This is a genomic window from Sorangium sp. So ce128 (genome assembly GCF_051525245.1).
GTDB classification, from domain to species: Bacteria; Myxococcota_A; Polyangia; order Polyangiales; family Polyangiaceae; genus Sorangium; species Sorangium cellulosum_B.
In genome coordinates this window covers 476,947-496,699 of sequence record NZ_CP150313.1, presented here as the reverse complement: position 1 = coordinate 496,699, position 19,753 = coordinate 476,947, and the positions used below count along the sequence as shown (strand labels likewise).

Genomic DNA, 19,753 nt, shown 5'->3' with positions numbered 1-19,753 from the left:
AGCGCCGCGCTCAACGCGCGGCGCTCTTCACGAGGCCGTCGGTCCTCCCCGTCCTCTGCAGCGCGTACGCGATGCCGCTCTGGAGCGTCCCCCGCGTCACGATCTCTCTGAACTCGATCTCCAGGCCCGTGAGGGTCGTCGCGACCTCGGGGCGGATGCCGGTGAGCACCGCCTGCGCCCCGAGCATCCGGAGGGCCTTCGCCGTGGCCATCAGCGTGCTCGCGACGTCGGTGTCGACGAGCTTCACGCCGGTGATGTCGATGATCACGACCTCGGCGCCGTTCGATTCGACCCCGTGCAGGGCGGTGCTGAGCGCCTGCTGGGCCCGCGCGCGGTCCATCATCCCGATCAGCGGCATGACCATGATCCGGTCGGTGATCGGGATGATGGGGGTGGACAGCTCCGCGAGCCGGTCGTTCTGCACCCGGATGATCTCTTCCTGCAAGGACAGGCGCTCCCGCTCGCTCCGCTCTCGCCCGGCGAACTCGACCCCGAGCCGCTGCTCGGCCTCCTGGAGCGCCGCCGTGCGGTGCTCCAGGTGCTCGTAGAGCAGCGCGTTCTCCACGGCCGTCCCGGCCTGCGTCAGAAGGAGCCTGACGAGCTCCTGCCGCGCCGGCTTGAAGGTGCTCGGGGCGAGCCGGTTCTCCAGGTAGATGATCCCCTTGGTCCGGCCCTGGTGGACCATGGCCAGGCACAGGATCGACCTCGGGGCGCACGCGGCGATGTACGGGTCGGCCGCGAACCGGGACTCCTGGGTCGCGTCCGCCAGGATCACGGGCTCCTTCGTCCTCGCGACGTACTGCACGATGGAGACCGGCACGTCGGCGCTCCCCTCGAGCGGGGCGGCCAGGCCCGCCCGGAGCGAGCTCGGCTCCGCCGTGACGACCGCCTCGACGAGCAGGTGCTGTTCTCGCTCGAGGATGAGGGCGCCCTTCTGCGCGCCGGAGTTCTTGATGACGATCTCCATCAGCCGGCTCACGACGCTCTCCAGGACGACCTCGCCCGCGAGCGCCTGCGCAGCCTGGATGACGGCTTCCACGTCGAGGATGCTGGTGCTGAGCCGCGTCGTCGACGTGGTCTGCGCCCTGCCGGAGCGCGATGAGGCGACCACGCTGCGCGGCCCGAGGAGCCCTCCGTCGGCAGGCACGAGGTGGGGAGCGACCCGCGCCAGGCTCTCCACCTTGGCTGTCGCCCCCCACAAGAGGTACGCGTGGTAGGCGTCCGTCATGAAGGCCCGAGCGGCCCGGAGCAGCCCCTCGGCCTCGTACAGCTTCGCCGCGATCTCGTTCGCGATCGCCTCGTCGCGCACGAACCGGCTCGCCCTCGCCGCTTCGATCGCCTTCTCGTAGAGCATCATCGCGTCCCGCGTCCTCCCCGAGAGGCGCGCCACCTCGCCCGCCACGAGGGTGCTCTTGTGGGCGTAGTTGGACGGGCTCAGCTCCGCCCAGTGGTTCAGCTTCGCCTCGAGCCTCGCGATCGCCTCCATGTGCTGCGCCCGCTCGCCGTCCGGCGCCCCGTCGCACGACGCCGCGAGCGTCAAGCAGCCGAAGAACACGATCTCCGTCGCCCAGGCGTGGGTCGTCCACCCCACGCTCTGCCGCTCGGCCGTGGCCAGGAACGAGCGCGCGGACGCGTAGTCCCCGTGGAGGTAGCTCAGCTGGAGCTTGAAGGCGCTGTACCAGCTGGCCACGTAGCCGAGCTCCGGCCCCTCGATCGACCTCGTGAACTCGGCCTCGTCGAACGCCCCGCCGCTCAGGGAGTGCCCCCCTTCGGTTCGACCCGTGAGGTTCGCGACCACCTGCTTCGCGCAGACCAGGGCGTGGATCGTGGTCAGGTCGCCGATCCGCCGCACGAGCGCGAGGTTCTGCTCGATCTCGTCCGCGAGCGCGTCCAGATCGTCGCCGAGGTTCAGCTTCGCCGCCGCGATGTGCATGCAGCAATACGACGCATAGACCAGGTCGCCGCTCGCCAGCCCGGCCTGGCGGGAACGCCCGAAGCAGTCGATCGTCGCCGAGAGATGCTCGAACAGATGGAGTGTCGCCGCGAAGTAGATCAGCAGCTTGCAGGTGAGGCGAACGTTGTTGAACTTCTCGTTGAGCGCGATCCCGAGCTTCGCGAACTCGTACCCTTCCTCGTATCGCTGAGGGTTGTCCCGGAACAGGGGCAGATCGTTCCCTAGCATGCTGCCGAACGAGACGTACCCCAGGGCGGACGTGGCCGAGTTGCCGTACTTTATCGACAGGTTGATCTGCTTGATCACCACGAGCAAGGCGAGGGTCGGATCCACGGCGTTCGCCGGCGTCGCCAGCTCGCCGAGGAGGCCCAGGGTCATCTGTGTCTCCGCGCTGGAGGCCAGCGGCAGGTCGATGAGATCGGCGATCGCGCGCCCCTCCAGGCTCGCGCGCAAGGCGGCGAGCTCCGCGCGCAGCATCACCTCGCGCTCCTCGGCGGCCTGCGGGAGCTCGACCCCGAGGAGCCCGAGCGCTTCCAGCGCCTGGTCTATCACCCGGTTGATCTGGCCGAGCATCAGGTAGAAGGTCATGCGCAGCACGCAGACCTTCGCGCGATCCAGCGTGCTCTTCGCCTGGGTCGCGAGGACGTCGAACAGCGGCTCGGCCGCCTCGAAGCCGCCGTTCAGGCACCTGCACTCCGCGAGCTCGGCGTGGAGCCCGAACGCGAGCTCGTACTCGCTCTTCCAGCTCTCCGCGTCGAGCAGCGATGTCCCGATCTCGAGGTAATGGACCGCGGCGTCATAGGCCGCCCCCATCTTCGCCCGCTTGCCGGCGTCGAGGTTCAGCCGCGAGAGCGCCCGCTTCTCGCGATCGTCCGTGATCAGGGCGACGCCCCTGTTCATGTGGCCCACGATGTCGAACAGCTCGGCCTCGGACTGATCTCGCCTGCTGTCCTCCAGCATCAGCCGCCCGATCTGGAGGTGCGCCGCCTGCTTGTCCGCGTCGTCCATGAGCGCGTAGGCGGCCTGCTGCACGCGATCGTGCAAGAACCTGTAGGAGACGTTGAGCTCCTCGTCGGAGCCGTCCTCGGCGACGGCGAGCTCACCGTCCATGGCGATATCGAAGAACCTGGACTCCGCGTCCACGGGGAGGATGAAGCCCTCGCGGAGCACGCCCCAGAGCTCGCGGGCCGCCTCCAGGCGCGACCGCCTCGTCACGATCGCCAGCGTCGTCAGATCGAACTGGTGGCCGACGCACGCCGCGAGGGAGAGGATACGCTGGGCGCGCTCGGGCAGCCGGCGCATCTTGCCCACCATGAGCTCGATCACGTTCTCCGAGGCCTTCGCCTCGCGGATGCGATCGAGGTCCCATGTCCACGAGAAGCCGCCGGGGTCGAACGAGAGGAGCCTCTCGGCGTGCAGGCTCTTCATGAGCTGGCTCATGAAGAACGGGTTGCCCCGGGTCTTGTCGAAGATGAGCCTCGCGAAGGGCTCCGCGCGGTGAGGATCGCAGCTCAACGTGTCGGCGACGAGCTGGTTCACGTCGGCGAAGGCGAGCGGCTTGAGCGTCAGCTCGCTCACCGCCGCCGCCTTCTTGCGGAGCTCCCCGAGGACCACGGAGAACAGGTGGCTCGCGTCGACCTCGTTGTCGCGGTACGCGCCGATCATGAGCATGTAGGGGATCCGCGCCTCGGCCGCGATGCTCTGGAGGAACTTGAGCGACGCCGCGTCCGCCCACTGCAGGTCATCGAAGAAGAGGACCAGGGGGCGCTCCTTGGAGGGGAAGGCGCGGCAGAAGTTCTGGAGCGTCAGCTGGAACCGCGCCTGCGACTCGGTGGGGCCGAGCGCCGGGACGGCCGGCTGAGGGCCGATGAGGAGCTCGAGCTCCGGTATCAGATCGATGAGGAGCTGCCCGTTCGAGCCGACCGCCGCCGCCAGCCTGCGCTTCCACTGCCCCAGCGCCTCGGCAGACTCCGCCATGATGTTGCGGATGAGCTCCTGGTAGACGTGCGCGACGGCCGCGTACGGCGTGGTCCGGTTGAGCTGGTCGAACTTGCCGGTCGCGAAATACCCTCTCTCACGAACGACGCTCTTCTGGAGCTCGTTCACGAGGACCGACTTGCCGATCCCGGAGTAGCCGGAGACCAGGACGGATTCGCTCCCGCCCTGCCTCGTGCGGACCCACGCGTCGGAGAGGAGCGCGACCTCGGTCTCCCGGCCGTAGAGCTTCTGAGGCGCCCGCAGCTCATCGACGTAGTCGTATCGGCCGGCGGGGAACGGCTCGATCTTCCCCTTGGACGAGAGCTGCGACGAGCACTCTTCCAGGTCGAGCTTGAGCCCGTGGGCGCTCTGGTACCTGTCGTCGGGGCTCTTGGCGAGGAGCTTCATCACGATGTCGGAGACGGCGCTCGGCACCGCGGGCGACACGGTCTGCGGCGCCGGCGGGGTCCGCGCGATGTGGCTGTGCACGAGATCCATGAGGTCCGTCGTCCGGAAGGGGAGGACGCCCGTCACCATCTCGTACAGGGTGACGCCCAGGGAGTAGAGGTCCGTGCGGCGATCGATGACGACGTTCAGCCGCCCGCTCTGCTCCGGCGACATGTAGGCCAGGGTCCCCTCGAAGGACGCGAAGCGGTTCGCTTTGTGGGCTTCCTGCGACAGGCGCGTCGCGCTGCCGAAATCCGTCAGCTTCGCCTCCAGCGTCTCCGCGTTGATGAGGATGTTGTGCGGCTTGACGTCCATGTGAGTGACGCCTCGTCGATGGATGGACTCCAGGGCGTCCGCGATCGAGATCGCGATACGGAGCGCGTCCTCCAGCTTCAGCTTGCTCGCGCCGATGATCTCGTTGAGCGGGCGCTCGCCCGCGTCCTCCATGATGAGCGCCAGGCCGCTGCCCACCTTCTCGATCCCATAGACCCTCACGACGCCCGGCAGCGCGAGGTCTCGGGCGATGGCGTATTCGTACTTGAGCTTCGCGATCTCGACCGGCAGCGGGCGCTCGCTCTTGAGCCGCTTGATCGCCACCGGGGAGCGGTCGCTCTCTCGAACTCCCCGGTAGACCGTCGTCGCCGAGGATTCGTGGATGACGCCCGTCAATGTGTAATCAGCCCCGCTTGCCATAAATACATTCTCGCGGGTTCGCGTCATCACAGCAAGGGGATCCCTTACAGCCGCGGCCCGAGGCAGCCGCCCAGGTGATCCACTGGGGTCGCACGTAGCAGCCCGCGGCAGGCGAGCGTCGGAGTCGCGCGCGCCGCCCGTCAGCCCTTCAGGCGCGCCGGCCCAGCAGGAACGCCGCCAGCGCCTCCGCCTTGGGGACCAGCGTGCCCACCTCGACGAGCTCGTCCTTCGTGTGGAAGCCGCTCCCCCTCGGCCCCAGCCCGTCGATGGATGGGATCCCGATCTCGGCCGTCGAGCTGGCGTCGGATCCGCCGCCGAGGAGGGGCGCCTCGGCGTCGCCGAGCCCCGCCGCCCGCGCGCAGGCCGCGTACTCACGGCAGAGCGCCGCGCTCGCGTCGGTCCGCGCGAGCGGCGACCGCGCGATCTCGCCGTCGACCTGCACGGCGGTGCCGGGCACCTCGGCGGCCGCCTCGCGCGCCGCCGCGGCGAGCGCCGCCAGCGTCGCCTCGCCGTCCGCGCGGCTCACGAAGCGGAGGTCGACCTGCGCCTCCGCCGCGTCGGGCACCGTGTTCCTGCCCTGCCCTCCGCTCACCTTGCCGACGTTGACGGTCACCCCCCGCCCGTAGTCGGTGAGCTGCTGCGCCCGGTCGATGAAGCGCGCGAGCGCCCAGATGGCGTTCGCGCCCTGCCGGTGCGCGTTGCCGGCGTGCGCCGCCTTGCCCGTGGCCCTCACCGTCGCGCCCCCCGTGCCCTTGCGCGCGGTGATGATCCGGTCCCCCTCGCGCCCCGCCTCGAACACGAGCGCGCACGCGGCGCCCGCGAGCTCGCGCTGCAGCAGCGGGCGCCCCTCGGGCGACCCGACCTCCTCGTCCGCCACGATCGCGAACCGCACCGGGATCGCGGGCAGCGCGCCGATCCGCTCGAGCGCCCTGAGCGCCTCGATCACCACCACGAGCCCGCCCTTCATGTCGAGCACGCCGGGCCCGCGCGCGAGCTCCCCGTCCAGGCGGAAGCCCTCGAAGACCCCCGGGGGGAACACCGTGTCGAGGTGCCCGACGAGGGCGACGTGCCCCGCCGGCGACGCCTTGGCCGCCTCGCTCTCCGCCACCCAGTGCGCCGCGTAGCGCGCGCTCGCGAACCGCCGCACGCACAGGCCGGGGATCGTCGAGAGCTCGTTGGCCAGGACCTCGCCCACGGCGTCGCCGCCGCGCGGGTTGTCCGTGAACGAGTTGAGGTTCACCAGCCGCTCGAGGAGCGCGAGCATCGGCTCCGCGCGGCTGGACAGCGCCTGTCGGAGGGCCTGGATCACGGCGCCAGCATGCCACGGAAGCCACCGAAGGCCGAGCGCCGCCCCGCGCGAGGTCGCCGGCGCCCGCTCGCGCTGCCACCCCGCGACCACCCCGCCACCACGCCGCGCGCCGGCGACCTCTGCCCTGGCCGCAGCAGAAGTGGTACGTGTGCCCCTCATGAAATGTCCCAGAGCAGCGCGGAGGCACCCGTGACCACGGCGACGGGCCCGCTCGTCATCAAGCTCGGCGGCGAGGTCGTGGGCGGCCCTGCCCTCGCCATCCTCTCCAGCGACCTCGCGGCGCTCACCCGCGCGGGCGCGCGCGCGATCATCGTCCACGGCGGCGGCGCGCAGGCCACCCGGCTGCAGGAGCGCCTCGGCATCCCCGTCCGGCAGGTCGCCGGTCAGCGCGTCACCGACGCGGACACGCTCGACGTCATGAAGATGGTCGTCGCCGGCAAGCTCAACGTCGACCTCTGCGCCGCGCTCGTCGCCGCGGGCGCGAGGCCGGTGGGGCTCCACGGCGCGAGCGGGCCCGCCCTCTCGGCGGTCAAGCGGCCGCCGCAGGTCTACGCCGGCGCCGGGCCCGAGCCGGTGGACCTCGGCCTCGTCGGCGACATCACGGGCGTCGATCGCGGGCTGCTCGAGCTGCTCGGGAGCGGCGGCTACTTGCCCGTCCTCGCCTGCCTCGGGGCCGGCGCGGACGGGCAGACGTACAACATCAACGCCGACACGGTCGCCAACCGGGTCGCCGTCGAGCTCGGCGCGTCGGGGCTCTTCCTCGTCAGCGATGTGCCGGGCGTGCTGCGCGACGTCTCCGATCCCGCCTCGCGCATCCCGAGCCTCACGGTCGCCGAAGGGCGCGCCCTCATCGCGAGCGGCGCCGTCACGCGCGGGATGATCCCGAAGCTCGAGGAGTCGTTCGCCGCGCTCGCCGAAGGGGTCCGCCGCATCCACATCCTGGGGCGGCTCAAGCCCGGCGATCTCGCGCGCGAGGCGAGCGAGCCCGGCGCGATAGGCACCGTGCTCATCCCCTGAGCCGCCCGGCGCGCCTCGCCCGAGCCGGCCGCGCGCCGTATGCTCTGGCCTCGTCGCCGTATGCCCTCCGCCTCATCGATGACGGACGCCGCCCTCGGGTTCGCCGAGGCGCACCGCGAGCAGCTCGCCATCGCCGTGGGCGTGTGCCTCGCCAGCTTCATCGCGGGCATGGCGCTCGTCACTGTCGTGCTCGTTCGGCTGCCTGAGGACTACCTGGAGAGGCAGGAGGAGGCGCCCTTCCTGGAAGGGCGTCCGGCCTGGGTGCGCGTGGCGGCGCGCGTCGGGAAGAACCTGCTCGGCGTGATGGCCGTCACGCTCGGGATCCTGCTGTCGCTGCCCGGTGTCCCCGGTCCGGGCGCGCTGGTGATCCTGATCGGCGTGATGCTCCTCGACATCCCCGGCAAGCGGCGCCTGGAACGGCGGCTCCTCGGGGCGCCGCGGGTGCGCGCCGTCGCCGACCGCGTGCGCGCCCGCTTCGGCCGCCCTCCGCTGCGCGTTCAGGCTGGCGCCCGCGGCTCTTCACCCGGCGCGCCCTGAGCGCCGCGGGCGCCCTGCGCGGGCGCCGCCGGCCCTCCCTTCGGGGCCGCGGCGCGCCGCCGGAGGTGCCACCCGAAGAGCGCCGCAGCGAGCGCGAGCGAGAGCCCCGCCGAGATCCACTCGCGCGGCGCGAGCAGGATGCAGCCGGCCACGAAGGCGCAGCTCGCGAGCGCGAGGCGCTCTTCAGCGTTGGGCGCGTCGGGCGCGTCGGGCGCGTCGGGCGCGTTGGACATGGGGCGCATGTCGCCCTCCTCGTTACCGTCCCGCGCCGCGCGCATCAAGCGCGCCGTGCGGTCGCGATCCTGCCCACAGGGCGTGACCCGGCGCGCTCGCGCGTCGCGCTCCTGGTCGCCTCGTGCGGCGCCCGCGCGGTTGCGGTAGGTAGGGGATGGGAACGGCGAGCGCTCCGCTCGCGCAGCATCGATCTCGACGCCTTATGAACGCAAAAGACGATCGCGACGAGGGTGGGCCCGAGGGCGCGCTCCGGAACGAGAACGAGGATCCCGGCGAGGGCCGCGAAGCAGGCCCGGAGGCCGCCGCCGCGATGGGCTCCAGCGCGAGCGAGGGCGCGCGCGCCGACGACAGCGCAGCGCGCGCGGCGCAGCGCGACGACGCCGCGGAGGACGATGGCGCCGCGGAGGGCGAGCACGACGAGGAAGACGGCGCGGCGCCGGAGCCGCCTCCACGGCCGCGCGGGCCCTCGATGTGGGACATCCTCCGGGACAGCTTCTTCACGTTCGACCGGCGGACGCTCGGCTTCACGCGCATCCTGCTCGGCTTCTTCCTGATCGGCGACCTGTTCCGCCGCAGCTGGGCGTGGTCCGACATGTTCGCGGACATCGGCGTCCTGCCGAACCACGTGAACCTCTGGCGCCCGCAGGGCGGCGGGAACTTCTCGCTCGTCAACGCCTTCTCCACGCCGGGCGAGCTCTGGGTCCTCTGGGCCGTGATCTTCGCCACCTACGTCTGCCTGCTCATCGGCTGGAAGACGAAGCTCATGCAGGTGCTCTCGCTCGTGTTCGTCACGAGCATGAACGGGCGCGTCCTGCTCATCGAGAACGGCGGCTACGTCGTCCACAACCTGCTGCTGCTCTGGACGTGCTTCCTGCCGATGGGCGATCGCTTCTCCGTCGACGCGCTCCTCGCGTCGCTGAAGCGGAGCCGCGAGCGGACCGCGGACGATCTGAACGACCGCTCCGCGCTCGACGACCCCCGGAAGCCGGACGCCTACGTGACGGTCCTCGGGCCCGTCCTGCTGATCCAGCTCTCGGCGATCTACTTCTTCAACGTGGTGCACAAGACCGGCCCCGCCTGGAAGAACGGGACCGCGGTCCACTTCGTGCTGTACGTCGACCGGATGGTGACGCCGATCGTGGCGGACATCCGCGACTACGCGCCGAACTTCCTCATCCTGTTCATGACGAGGATGGTCATCTCGTTCGAGGCGGCCATCCCGGTGTGCCTGCTGTCGCCGCTCGGCCGGGTGTGGGCGCGGCGGCTCACGCTCGTGATGATGAACTTGCTCCACGTCGGGTTCGGCATGACGTTCGTGCTGGGACCGTTCGCGTGGGCGCTCTGCGTGTTCTCCACGCTCCTCATCGGCCGCGAGGACTGGGAGATCGCCGCGCGCACGATGCGGCGCATGCACCGGGCCCGCGTGGTGCTGTTCGACCCGCGCTCGCCGGGCGCCGTGCTCGCCTGCCGCTTGCTGAAGCGGATGGACCGGTTCGGTCTGCTCACCTTCGAGGCGTCGAGCTCCGCGGCCCACGGGCTCTCGGTGCGACGTCCGGGCGGCGAGGCGGCCGAGGGGGCCGCGGCGCTCGCCGACATCGTCGCGGCGATCCCGCTCGGCCCCGCCGTGGCGTGGGTGCTCCGCCTGCCGCTCGTGCGCGACGCGGCGACCGCGGCGATGGCGGCGGCGCACCGCCGCAGCCTGGGCCGGGCGCTCGGCGCGCGGATCCCGGAGCGCTCGGAGATCGCGCCCCCGCCGGCGCCGCTCCGGCTGGCCGGCCGGAAGGTGCTCGCGACGTTTCGCGAGGTCGCCGTGCTCGTGATGTTCGTCGGCGCGGTCAACCAGGCGGCGGTCGAGCTCTGGGTCATCAAGAACCGCTGGAAGGTGCCTCACCCCGAGCCGACGCGCGTCCTCTCGCAGAAGCTCCGGTTCCTCCAGGGCTGGTTCATGTTCTCGCCGAACCCCGTGATGGACGACGGGACGATCGTCGTCGACGCCATCACGGTCGACGGCCGCCACATCAACCCCTTCACCGGCGAGCCGCCGAACTTCGACCTCCTGCACGCGAAGAGCTTCGCGTACACCCAGATCTGGTGCGACTACTTCGCCCGCATCAAGCTGCCGGCGAACACCTCGTACCGGGACGCGATGAAGGAGTACATCTACCGCTACCCGGAGCGCACGGGCCGGCCCGAGGACGCGATCGTCTCCGGGGAGGTGTACTGGGTGAAGGACTGGAACCCGAAGTGGGGCAGCACGGAGAGCTACGGGGAGGAGCGCGAGAAGCTCTTCGTCTTCCAGAACCCGAAGGCCCAGGCGCGCGCGCAGGCGGAGCCTCCGCCGGCGCCCGGCGCGCCCGCGGAGCCGCCGAGCCCTGCCAACTAGTACCTCATCGCCCCAATCCTTCCCTAGTTGCGTGTGGGGTAGCGCCGAGCCGTCCGGCCCCCCAGGGATTTTGCTCGTGGCACGGGGAGGGGACGGGCAGAACTCGCCTGAGACGTCCTATCGGGTAGGCGCCCCCCGTTGCCAGGGGGGCGCCTCTCACAGAACCGGATGAGTGCTGTTCACATCCGGCTCTTCGGCACCGTAGGGCCACCCGCTGTCCCCTGGCACGTTGACAACGTACGCGCAGCATGCTAAGCGCGCCCGTCGACAATCTTTACTTTCTCAAAGACGGCCGCAAAGTCGAATGATCGTACCAAACGATTGAGCCAGCGATTTCGGATCCCATGAAAGTGCCGTCCCATGGGAGATATCATGAATCGAGTTGACCTGCCTATCATCGACTTGGGAGCTACGGGGAGCAACGAGCCCGAAGCTAGCCAGCGGGCAGCAAAAGAGATCTGGTCGGCTCTGCAGAAGCTTGGCTTTTTCTGCATCTGCAACCACGGCGTGCCAGAGAGCCTCGTCGCAGAGGTTCGCAACAAGCTGCTCGGCTTCTTTCGGAAGCCTGTCTCCGACAAGTTGAAGGCCAAAGGGACCCCCATGCGGGGATACACCGGCCTCACGGAGATCAACTTCAGCGCCGTCTACGGCGAGAAATCCGATACGGCCGATCTATGCGAGCGATTGAGCTTTGGCCGCGAGGTCTCGAGAGAAGCGCGCGCCACGGACCCGTACTATCAGGCGGACTTCGCCAACTTCATAGTCCCGGAGAACATCTGGCCGCCCGAGGAGACGGCGCCCGGTCTCCAGGAGGCCGTATTTGACTACTATGCAGCGATGGAGAGGCTTTTCAACCACATCACGAACCTCATCGGTCTTGCCGCTGACCTGCCGCCGAACTTCTGGAAGCCGTTCTTCTCCAAGCACTGTAGCGCTTTGACCGGCGTCTACTACCCGGAGCCCGCGCCCGAGCACTGCAATACTGCAGTCAGGCGCCTGGCCGAGCACGCCGATCCGAATATGTTGACCATCCTCAGCCCCGGCGAGATGGCAAACGGAGAGCACGCACTCGAGATAAAGCATGAGGGCAGTTGGCACCCGGTGCCTGCAAGGCCTGGCTGCTTCATCGTCAACATCGGCGACATGATGGAGTTCATCAGCAACGGTCGCCTCAAGGCCACGAGGCACCAGGTCGTGACGCCCAGGGAGCGTGCGGGCAGCGAGCGGCTGAGCGTCGTGTACTTTGGCAACCCCAACTATGATGCGGTGTTCGAGACGCTCCCCTCCTGCCTTCCCAAGGGGGCTGCGCCCCGCAGGCAGAGCTACGAGGCATTTCTCAAGGAGCTGCTCGGCAAGATGACAATCTCAACCCCGAGCGCGTAAGACAGATCGACCGGAGCCCGCCCCGTCGATCTCCTGATCGGGCGGCACGCCCGCGCAGGCGCTCCCTTACGCTCCAGGGCTGGCGTCCTGCCCGCCTTCTCCGCGAGGGCCGCTCTCGTACCTAGATCGCCAATACACCGAGTCCGCTCTGGCCTGGGCATCCCCCGGCGCTCCGGCGCTTCGCATGAGGCGCAAACACTTGGTTGCTCCTACGTTGCTGCCGGCAGCCCGAGCAGCCGACCGATCGCTCCGTGAACGACCCGGGTCGCCTCGTCATCCCCGAGGACGACAGCGCGGCTCAGGATGCCGGCAAGCTCGGCAGCCATGGCGGCCCGAGGCGACGAGATGGCCGTCGCGAGCTCTCCACGCCCCAGGCTTGCCGGTTGGGCCCCTGCCTTCGAAGGGGTGCGATCCATCACGTCCCGACGGAATTCCAGCGGCTCGCACGGATCGCGCCACTTCGCCACCACAAATTCGTCCTTGGGCGACGAGGTACCAGGAGGAACCACAGCGGGGGGAAGCAGGGGAACCAGCGGAAGCAAAGGGAGCCCAGGGGGGACGCCCAGCATGGCGCCGAACGACGGACGGGCGAGGGAGAGAAAACCGCGATCTATGCTTGACAGCGGCGCCCCGGCGAGTAGAGTCCGCGCTCTCGAAAGCGAGGGCCTGTAGCTCAGTTGGGAGAGCGCTAGAATCGCACTCTAGAGGTCGCAGGTTCGATCCCTGTCAGGTCCACCCTCGAAATCGTTAGCTTATCCGGTTCCTTCCGCGCCTCCGGCGCGCCCCTGGCCAGGGTCACAGCCAGGGTTTTTCACGACGCGGCCACTGCGGCTGCTCGTCGGACCGCCGCCCGAGCTCACCGCTCGGTCGTCTGTTGCTGTGGCGCGGCCGCGGCGCGCCCCCAGACGGCGTCGACGATCCCGGCGATGCCCGCGCTGCCCCCGAGCGCCGCGATGAGGGCGATCACGAGCGGAGCTCGGGCGACCTTGCGAGCCTTGGACGGCGCCTGCCGCTCGGCCGGCGCGTCGAGCCGCGCCAGCGAAGCCTGCATCTCGGACACGGCGCCGATCAGGCCGGTGCCCTCATGGCCCGGCGATGGCGCTCGACCGAGCATCTCCTTGATCTCGGAGAGGTCGGCCTGCACGGCCCGCACCCCCTCCACGGCCGAGGCCGCGAGCTCGAGCGCGCGGAGCTCGGCGTCGCTCGCGCTGACGACGCGGGGAGCGGCGCGGCGCGGGTCGCTGGGCGCGTCCCGGCCGGCTCGCCGCGACGCGGGTGACATGTACTCCTCGTCCATACGCAGAACTCCTTACGCGGTGGCCCATCGCGCGCGCGCGCGCGCCTCGATGGCCTTGCATTCGTCCTCGCTCGGCAGGCCCGCGACGACGATGACGCTCGCCACCGGACCGTCGCACCCGTGGCCAGCCTCGCTGTCAGCGCCGACGCCCAGGCCAGTCAAGGCGACGTTGTTGAGGCTGACGGTGGTCGACGCGCCGTCGACGCGGATCTGCGACGAGGCCCCGTTGACGATGATGCCGTAGCAGCGCGCCACGGTCGCATCGACGGTGACCTGGCGCGTCACCGCGCCGTCGCTGGCAGCCATCGTGGTCGCCGTGTTCGAGTAGAACTCCATGCCGCTACCCGCAGCCGTCCTGCCGAGGAGCGCCCGCAGCGACGCCTGGGAGGTCAACTTCCCGACGACGAAGAGGGCATACGGCGCCGGGATGTTGATCGCCGTGAGCCGCATGAAGTCGACCGGCACGAACCCCAGGCACGGCTTGCCGTTGATCCCGTTGAGCATGAACGGCGGGAACTGGTTGGTGACCCCGACGAGGTGCCGGACGTTGCCGCTCAGGTCGGGCACCTGGCCGACGTGGACGTCGGCGGTGTAGACGGCGTTGTTCGGGTAGACGCCGCTGCTGAAGTTCACCGTGATCCCGAGCGGCGCGATGTACACCGTCGGCGTCAGCGGCACGTCCTGCTGCACCCAGGAGCGCCCGCCGTTGTAGAACGACCAGCGGCCCTTCGCCGCCGGCGACGCGCTGCCGCCGGCGCCGGCCGTCTTCACCTCGAACCTGAAGTGGCCGGCCATCGTTGCCGTTCCGCTCAGCGTCACCGTGGGCGGGCTCGTGCCGCTGGCCGTCACCGCCGTCATGGGGCCGCCGGTCATGCCTGGGCCGGGCTCCCACCACGCGAAGAGGTTCGCGAGCTGCATGGGGGACCAGGGGTACTCATCCCCAGGCCCGAGGATGAGGCTCGCCTTGCGCTCCTGGCCCGCGTCGTTCGGGTGTACCTGGTCGGTCGTGTAGTTGTTCGCCTCGGCGACGCTCCACAGGCCGGCGCCGTCGAGGAACGAGCACCACGGCGAGCGCGCAGCGGCCAGCGTGCGCATGCCCGCGCGCACGGTGTCCAGCGCCGGCTCCTCGGTGCCGGCGGTCTCGTGGCTGAACGCGAGGAATTTCACCTGGACATCGGTGTCGGCTTGGTGGATCGCGTCCGCGGCGTTCCCGGCCTGCGTCAGGAAGTCCGTGGCGTTGAACAGCGCCGCCTTGATGTCGTTTCGCCCCATCCCGAAGATGACCTGCGTCGGGTTCTCGCGGACGAGCTTGCGCGCGATCGGGAGACAGGCCGCGACGGACAGCGTCGCACCCGTCTTGGAGAACAGCGTATCTCCGCCGACCGCAGCGCAGATGACCCGGTGTCCAGCGGCCCGCAGCAGATGGACGATCGAGTCGCGACCGGGCGAGGCCGAGTAGAAGCCGGCGAGCTTCGAATCGCCAAAGAGCACGATCGTCTCGCCGCTCGCGCTCGGGCGCTCGGGGAGCACCTCCACGCGCGCGTACCGCGGGACGTACACGGCGCAGATGAAGGAGCCGCGCGGCTCGGTCACGGGCGCCGGCAGCCCGGACACAGCCTGTGGGCCGGCGCAGATGGTGACGGCCTGCATGCCCGTCGACGGGGGCATCTTCACGATGCAGTGGGCGATCCCGCCGATGTTCGTGTCGAGCGGCGGGTCGATCGGGACGCCGTTCACGAACACGCTGGGCTGAGCGCGATCGGCGAGGTAGTCGCCGGCGTTGTCGAGCACCTCGAAGGCGATCCGGTCACCGCTGAAGAGCAGGTCAACGTGCGAGAACGGGCTCTGAGCCGCATACCGCGGGTTGGCGTAGCCGCTCTCGAGGTTGTCGTTGAGGATCGCGTGGGAAACGTCGATCCGCACGAAGTTCGACCAGAAGCCGTTGGTGGTCGCCGTGGGCCGGACGCGCAGCCAGCCCACGGCGAACCGCGCCTGTCCCGAGACGTTGCACGCGACCCGCACGCGGTACTCCACGCCAGGCGTGACCGCGATCGGCACCGTCTTGACGTCCGTCGGCGTGCTGCTCGGCGTGACCGCGGTCGAGTGGAGCAGCGTGATCCCCGTCGCGTCGTACACCTGGAGCTCGAACGCCGGCGACGAGCTGACCTCGTCGGGGAGCCGCACGTCGTCGAGCTCGACCCGCACCTCAGTGACCCCGGCCGGGACGGTGAACGGCCGCTCGAGGTACCCGCCGGCGGGGCAGTAGCCGTCGTAGTTCACGACGACGGATCGCCGCGGGCCGGTGGAGCCCGCGTTCGCGTAGATGGCCCGGATCCGCGGGGCGAGCGACGGCGCGGTGAGGCGCCACGGGAGCTGATCGAGCCGCCCGTCGACGAGAGAGTTCACGTTGGCCAGCCTCTCAACGGCGGCGCCGGCGGCGATCGCACCCTCGATGTAGACATTGGAAGACGGATTCTGCATTACAACTCTCCTACGCGAGCAACAGACCGTGCTTTGCGCGCCACGGGGTCCGGGGGGTTCACGCTGACGTCAGGCGGCGGCCGGTCGACAGACGACCACGAGCGTTCCCGCCGGCACCGGCACACCCGAGCCGTATTTGTTGATCCTGAACGAGAGGGCTTCCCTCGGGCCGAAAGGAGCCCCGCTGGTGAGGTCGGTGAGCGGGACAGGAACGAACCCGGCCCAGTTGCCCGTAGCGTTCGTTCCCGAGGGGATCGTGAGACCCGTGGCAGCAACACGGACCACTACACCCTCATCGACGTCGCGGACCGACAGCTCCAGCTCTGCGTAGTTGGTCGCGTGCGCGGCCAAGAGGCCGCTCGGGATGAAGGACGCCCCCACCAGCGTTGCGTTGCTCGTGCCAAACGGACCCGAGATCACGATCTCCCGGGTGTCGTCACTGTCCAACGCGTCATCGTCCGTCTTGTGGTAGTAGAACAGCATGTCGCCAGGGGCCACGGTCACCGTGGTCCGGTTGTTCGCCGGGTCGTCCGACACCGTAACTCCCCCACCGGCGAAGTTGATTGCCGGGCGCTCGGGCACCTCCACACCAGCCGCGAAGACGCGTCGAACGCCGAAGAACAACGTATCGATCCAATTGAGAATACTCATGCAGAACTCCCACTAGGACGGAGAAGCACCGCCCTGATCCCTCCGCGATCGCGGACTATTACGCTACCAGACCCTGACCGCCTACCGAGCAGCCGTATCCTCGTCGTGCCAGCAGCAGCGACCGTGTGGTACGTGCTTATCAAGATAGGGTTGTTTGATGTGGTATCGGTGGTGGTGCCGGACGCCTCGTACCTCCCGGGCGCCAGCACTTCGCTACCGACCCCGACGTCGTCCGTCACGCCGACTTTGAATTCGATCGTCGTGACGGCGCCCACGTCGACCGCGGCGACGAGGTCTATCTGGATCACGTCGCCGACTCTCGTCCCCGTGACGGTCACGATCCAGTTGGCCGCGGGATCGGTCACGTTGGGGCCGTACGTGGGGTGTGCGCTGGAGAACGTCGAGCTAGAGCTGCCCTCTGCCGACCACCAGCCGACGCGCCGGAACCCGACGTTTCGAAGGTAAGTGGTGCGGTCGAGCGCGACTTCCACCGGCACGTTGACGCTGCCCGCGTCACGCACCGTTCCGTCGTTGACGAGCTCGGCCGACTCCGGAAACGTGTCGTTGCCTTCATACTGCGCCACGGCTCAAACCTCCACGTACCGCGCGTCCTCGCGCCTCGACTTCACTCGTCCCCCGCTCCCGTCGTCCTTGCTCCAGTAGCCCCAGCGGCCGTCGGGCATTCCGGGCGCGCCCGGCGCGGCGAGGGGGTCGAAGCTCGTCGGCTCGTACGCCACGATCAGGGACACACAGCGCGTGTGCGCGCCCTTCCACTGCCGGATGAGACGCTTGAGCGTCTCGACGGTACCGGTCTCCACGTCGAGGCCGAACGCCTTCCCTGCGCCCCACGTCTGGCCGTCGCTCGCCCCCCATTCCCCCGCGGCGTCGAAGTGCGGCGGATAGACGATCATCCAGAAGTCCGACCAGTTGTCCGCGTTGCCAGGGTGCGAGAGCGAGTCCCAGTCCCAGTTGGTAGGCTCGGCCTGGTGCCAGCTCAGCTCTCCCGACGGATCGAGAGTCCACCAGAGGCCCGTGCGTGTCACGAGCCGCACGCGCGGCGCGCCCGGGAAAAGGAACGTCTGGAGCGCGAGCGCGAGCGTGTACGCGTTGCCGGCGGTCCTCCAGTACTCCAGCCAGCGCACGAGCTCCGCGGCGTACGCCGCGTCGGTCTGCTGCGGGCCCCGGAAGATGCGCCGGTCGCGGCCGATGTACGGGAGCGCCGTCGGGGTTCCCACGCCGGGGAAGCGCGACTGGATGCCCTGCACGAGCACCTCGGCGCCGGCGTCGAGGACCGAGGCGATCCCGTAGAGGTACCGGAACGCGACGCTGCGCCCGGGCCGGTCGGAGAGCCAGGGCGGAACGTAGCGTCGCAAGCTCTCCCGGAAGCTCAGGTGGGCCATGTCGCCTCCCGTTGACGCCCACCACGAGCGGCGTAGCCTGACCGGCCATGCGCGCAGTCGTTGGGGTGCTGGCGAGCCTGCTCGCGGGGTGCGGCGTGCCCTTCGAGGGCGCGCCTGCGCCGGCGGCGGTGTGCTTCCACGGGCAGCTCGTCGACTGCACCTGCCCCGACGGGGCCACCGGGGGCGTGCGAGCGTGCCTTGAGGACCGGAGCGGCTACGGAGCCTGCCTCGGCTGTCTGGGCACGACGAGCAGTTCCTCGAGCGCCAGCACCAGCGGCGGCGAGGGCGGCGAGGCCGCGACGACGGCGAGCAGCACGTCGGCCGGCGGCGAGGGCGGTCAGGGCGGCGCGCCCGCTCCGGAGTGCGTCGTTGCCGAGGACTGCTTTGGCTCGAAAGGTCCGTGCGCCTGGCCGACCTGCGACGACGGCGTGTGCCGACGCGAGCTCGCCCCCGAGGGAACGCCGCTCACGGCGCAGACGCCCGGGGACTGCCTCGAGCAGCGCTGCAGCGGCCGCGGGGGCCAGCAGGCGGTGCCCGCGCCCGACGACGTCGCCGACGACGGCAACGATTGCACAGTCGACGCGTGCGGCCCCGCTGGCCCCACCCACGAGCTGGCCGCGGAGGGCACGCTGTGCTCGGGCGGACTCTGCCACAACGGTGCGTGCGTCGAGTACCCCGTGCGCTGCTCGACGCCTAGTGGCATCTACGCCGACTGCAATCCTCGAAGCATAGAATATGAAGTCACGTGGAGGGAACCCAACGGAGACTTTGCCGACTGTTTCTGGCTCGGTTCGGGGCACTGCGCTCCGGGGCTGAGGTGCTGGGTGCACTTCAGCAACGGATCCAATGTCGATGGGCTGTGTCTGTGACGCCATCATGACACCTGCTGCACGGTGATCGAGTGCGCTGCCGACGCGGGCACTTCGCCCTCTGCGAGGGCCGTATCCCCAACTGGTAGCGTGGGGTCGAATTTGATAACGAACTTCGACACCCGCTCCACAACGCCAATCAAGGCGTTTCGGTGGATGTGTCCCGGCGCCGACGTCAGCACGTAGCCTCCGATCGGGGCCTCTGACAGGTACGCATCCAGTTCGCTCTTGAACATGTCCTGCCACGCCGCGTCCGACAGGTTCGCGGCGGCCTGCACCCACGCCGTGCCGGTGACGGTGATGTTCACGGCGGTGGCGCTCGCGACGGTGCAGCTCACGCCCTTCGGGACCACGCGCGTCATGATGGTCGCAGCGACGGCGCCAAGGTCGGTGTTCGGGTCGCCTGCGCTCCCGCTGATCTCGCCGTTCGGGCCAGCGACGTAGACCTGCACGTGGCCGACCGAGCTCGCCGGGCTCACCCACACGCGGGTGACGTTGACGGTCGTTCCGTCTGCCCTCTTTGCTCGCTTCGCCCAGAATTCGTACGCGGCCTGGGGACCGTTCGGGCTGAGCGCCCCGAGCGAGTCCCTACACACCTGTCGCAGCGCAGGGTCCGACTCCTCATTCCGACCGACAAGCGCCGCCGCGTTTGAGCAGGTGACAGAGAGCATCGTGGTCACCAGGGCCGAGATCTGCCCGGCCGACGAGTCCCCGTCGGAGCCAGCCACCACCGCGCGGATGTCGATCGTGAGCGTCTCGCCTGCGCCGAGCGTGAACGCAGAGACGTTGGTATAGTGCGCGTCCGTGGACGGGTTGCGGCAGACGAACTCCCCGGCCTCGAACTCGTAGACGCCACCGCCGGAGTTCACCAGCGTGACCTGTCCGGTCGCGAACGTGGCCCCGATGCGTTCGACCCCGTAGACGTAGTAGGCGAGGAGCGTCAGCCAGATCCCCTCGGCCAAGTCGAGGTAGTTGGCCCGGATCGCGAGCGCGATCACCTCGGTAAAGCCGGCGAAGATGGCCGAGATGACGATGATGATCGTCCTCGCTACGCCACCTTCCTTCCAGGAGGTCACGGGCAGCCCCGTGGCCGTGAGGAGTCGATAGACTGAGTCCCTGAC

Annotated in this window: 14 protein-coding genes and 1 tRNA gene; 6 read left to right on the top strand and 9 right to left on the bottom strand. The window is 69.6% G+C overall.

Annotated features, from left to right (window positions below; translation table 11 throughout):
• Positions 1-10: 10 nt before the first annotated feature.
• Both WME82_RS02065 and WME82_RS02060 read right to left on the bottom strand, forming a co-directional pair.
• Positions 11-5,071 (bottom strand): protein kinase domain-containing protein, encoded by a 5,061-nt coding sequence (locus WME82_RS02065; protein ID WP_438041467.1) that lies wholly within the window; start codon positions 5,069-5,071, stop codon positions 11-13.
• A gap of 148 nt (positions 5,072-5,219) precedes the next feature.
• Positions 5,220-6,380 carry a M20 family metallopeptidase gene (locus tag WME82_RS02060; protein WP_438041466.1) on the bottom strand — a complete coding sequence of 387 codons (1,161 nt, stop codon included), beginning with the start codon at positions 6,378-6,380 and terminating at the stop codon, positions 5,220-5,222.
• Positions 6,381-6,542: 162 nt separating this feature from the next.
• Between WME82_RS02060 and argB the strand changes: the two genes are divergently transcribed.
• Together argB and WME82_RS02050 are read left to right on the top strand one after the other, a co-directional pair.
• A complete protein-coding gene (argB, locus tag WME82_RS02055) occupies positions 6,543-7,397 on the top strand; it encodes an acetylglutamate kinase (protein WP_438041465.1) in 855 nt (284 codons plus the stop codon).
• 78 nt (positions 7,398-7,475) lie between these two features.
• On the top strand, positions 7,476-7,934 hold the full coding sequence (locus tag WME82_RS02050; RefSeq protein ID WP_438041464.1) for a hypothetical protein: 459 nt from the start codon (positions 7,476-7,478) through the stop codon (positions 7,932-7,934).
• Here the strand turns inward: WME82_RS02050 and WME82_RS02045 are convergent.
• Positions 7,895-8,176: a hypothetical protein gene (locus WME82_RS02045; protein ID WP_438041463.1), complete on the bottom strand. Its 282-nt coding sequence runs from the start codon at positions 8,174-8,176 to the stop codon at positions 7,895-7,897. The genes WME82_RS02050 and WME82_RS02045 overlap by 40 nt on opposite strands.
• Before the next feature lie 194 nt (positions 8,177-8,370).
• Between WME82_RS02045 and WME82_RS02040 the strand changes: the two genes are divergently transcribed.
• From WME82_RS02040 to WME82_RS02030, 3 genes are all read left to right on the top strand, one after another.
• Positions 8,371-10,551: a hypothetical protein gene (locus WME82_RS02040; protein WP_438041462.1), complete on the top strand. Its 2,181-nt coding sequence runs from the start codon at positions 8,371-8,373 to the stop codon at positions 10,549-10,551.
• 360 nt (positions 10,552-10,911) lie between these two features.
• Positions 10,912-11,934 carry an isopenicillin N synthase family dioxygenase gene (locus WME82_RS02035; protein WP_438041461.1) on the top strand — a complete coding sequence of 341 codons (1,023 nt, stop codon included), beginning with the start codon at positions 10,912-10,914 and terminating at the stop codon, positions 11,932-11,934.
• 662 nt (positions 11,935-12,596) lie between these two features.
• A tRNA-Ala gene (locus tag WME82_RS02030) sits at positions 12,597-12,669 on the top strand.
• A gap of 121 nt (positions 12,670-12,790) precedes the next feature.
• Here WME82_RS02030 and WME82_RS02025 read toward each other — a convergent pair.
• The 5 genes from WME82_RS02025 to WME82_RS02005 form a co-directional block, all read right to left on the bottom strand.
• The gene (locus tag WME82_RS02025; protein WP_438041460.1) at positions 12,791-13,231 is read right to left on the bottom strand and encodes a hypothetical protein; all 441 of its coding nucleotides are present in this window, start codon (positions 13,229-13,231) and stop codon (positions 12,791-12,793) included.
• Between the two features lie 12 nt (positions 13,232-13,243).
• Positions 13,244-15,712 (bottom strand): SGNH/GDSL hydrolase family protein, encoded by a 2,469-nt coding sequence (locus tag WME82_RS02020; RefSeq protein ID WP_438041459.1) that lies wholly within the window; start codon positions 15,710-15,712, stop codon positions 13,244-13,246.
• A 69-nt stretch (positions 15,713-15,781) separates the two neighbouring features.
• Positions 15,782-16,363 (bottom strand): hypothetical protein, encoded by a 582-nt coding sequence (locus tag WME82_RS02015; RefSeq protein ID WP_438041458.1) that lies wholly within the window; start codon positions 16,361-16,363, stop codon positions 15,782-15,784.
• Positions 16,360-16,947 (bottom strand): hypothetical protein, encoded by a 588-nt coding sequence (locus WME82_RS02010; RefSeq protein WP_438041457.1) that lies wholly within the window; start codon positions 16,945-16,947, stop codon positions 16,360-16,362. The genes WME82_RS02015 and WME82_RS02010 overlap by 4 nt, the downstream gene beginning before the upstream one ends.
• A 3-nt stretch (positions 16,948-16,950) precedes the next feature.
• Positions 16,951-17,763: a hypothetical protein gene (locus tag WME82_RS02005; RefSeq protein ID WP_438041456.1), complete on the bottom strand. Its 813-nt coding sequence runs from the start codon at positions 17,761-17,763 to the stop codon at positions 16,951-16,953.
• Positions 17,764-17,810: 47 nt separating this feature from the next.
• Here WME82_RS02005 and WME82_RS02000 point away from each other — a divergent pair, with 47 nt between their 5' ends.
• Positions 17,811-18,632 carry a hypothetical protein gene (locus WME82_RS02000; protein WP_438041455.1) on the top strand — a complete coding sequence of 274 codons (822 nt, stop codon included), beginning with the start codon at positions 17,811-17,813 and terminating at the stop codon, positions 18,630-18,632.
• Between the two features lie 5 nt (positions 18,633-18,637).
• Here WME82_RS02000 and WME82_RS01995 read toward each other — a convergent pair whose 3' ends face one another.
• Entirely contained in the window at positions 18,638-19,708 is a 1,071-nt protein-coding gene (locus tag WME82_RS01995; RefSeq protein WP_438041454.1) for a baseplate J/gp47 family protein, read from the bottom strand.
• Between the last annotated feature and the right edge of the window lie 45 nt (positions 19,709-19,753).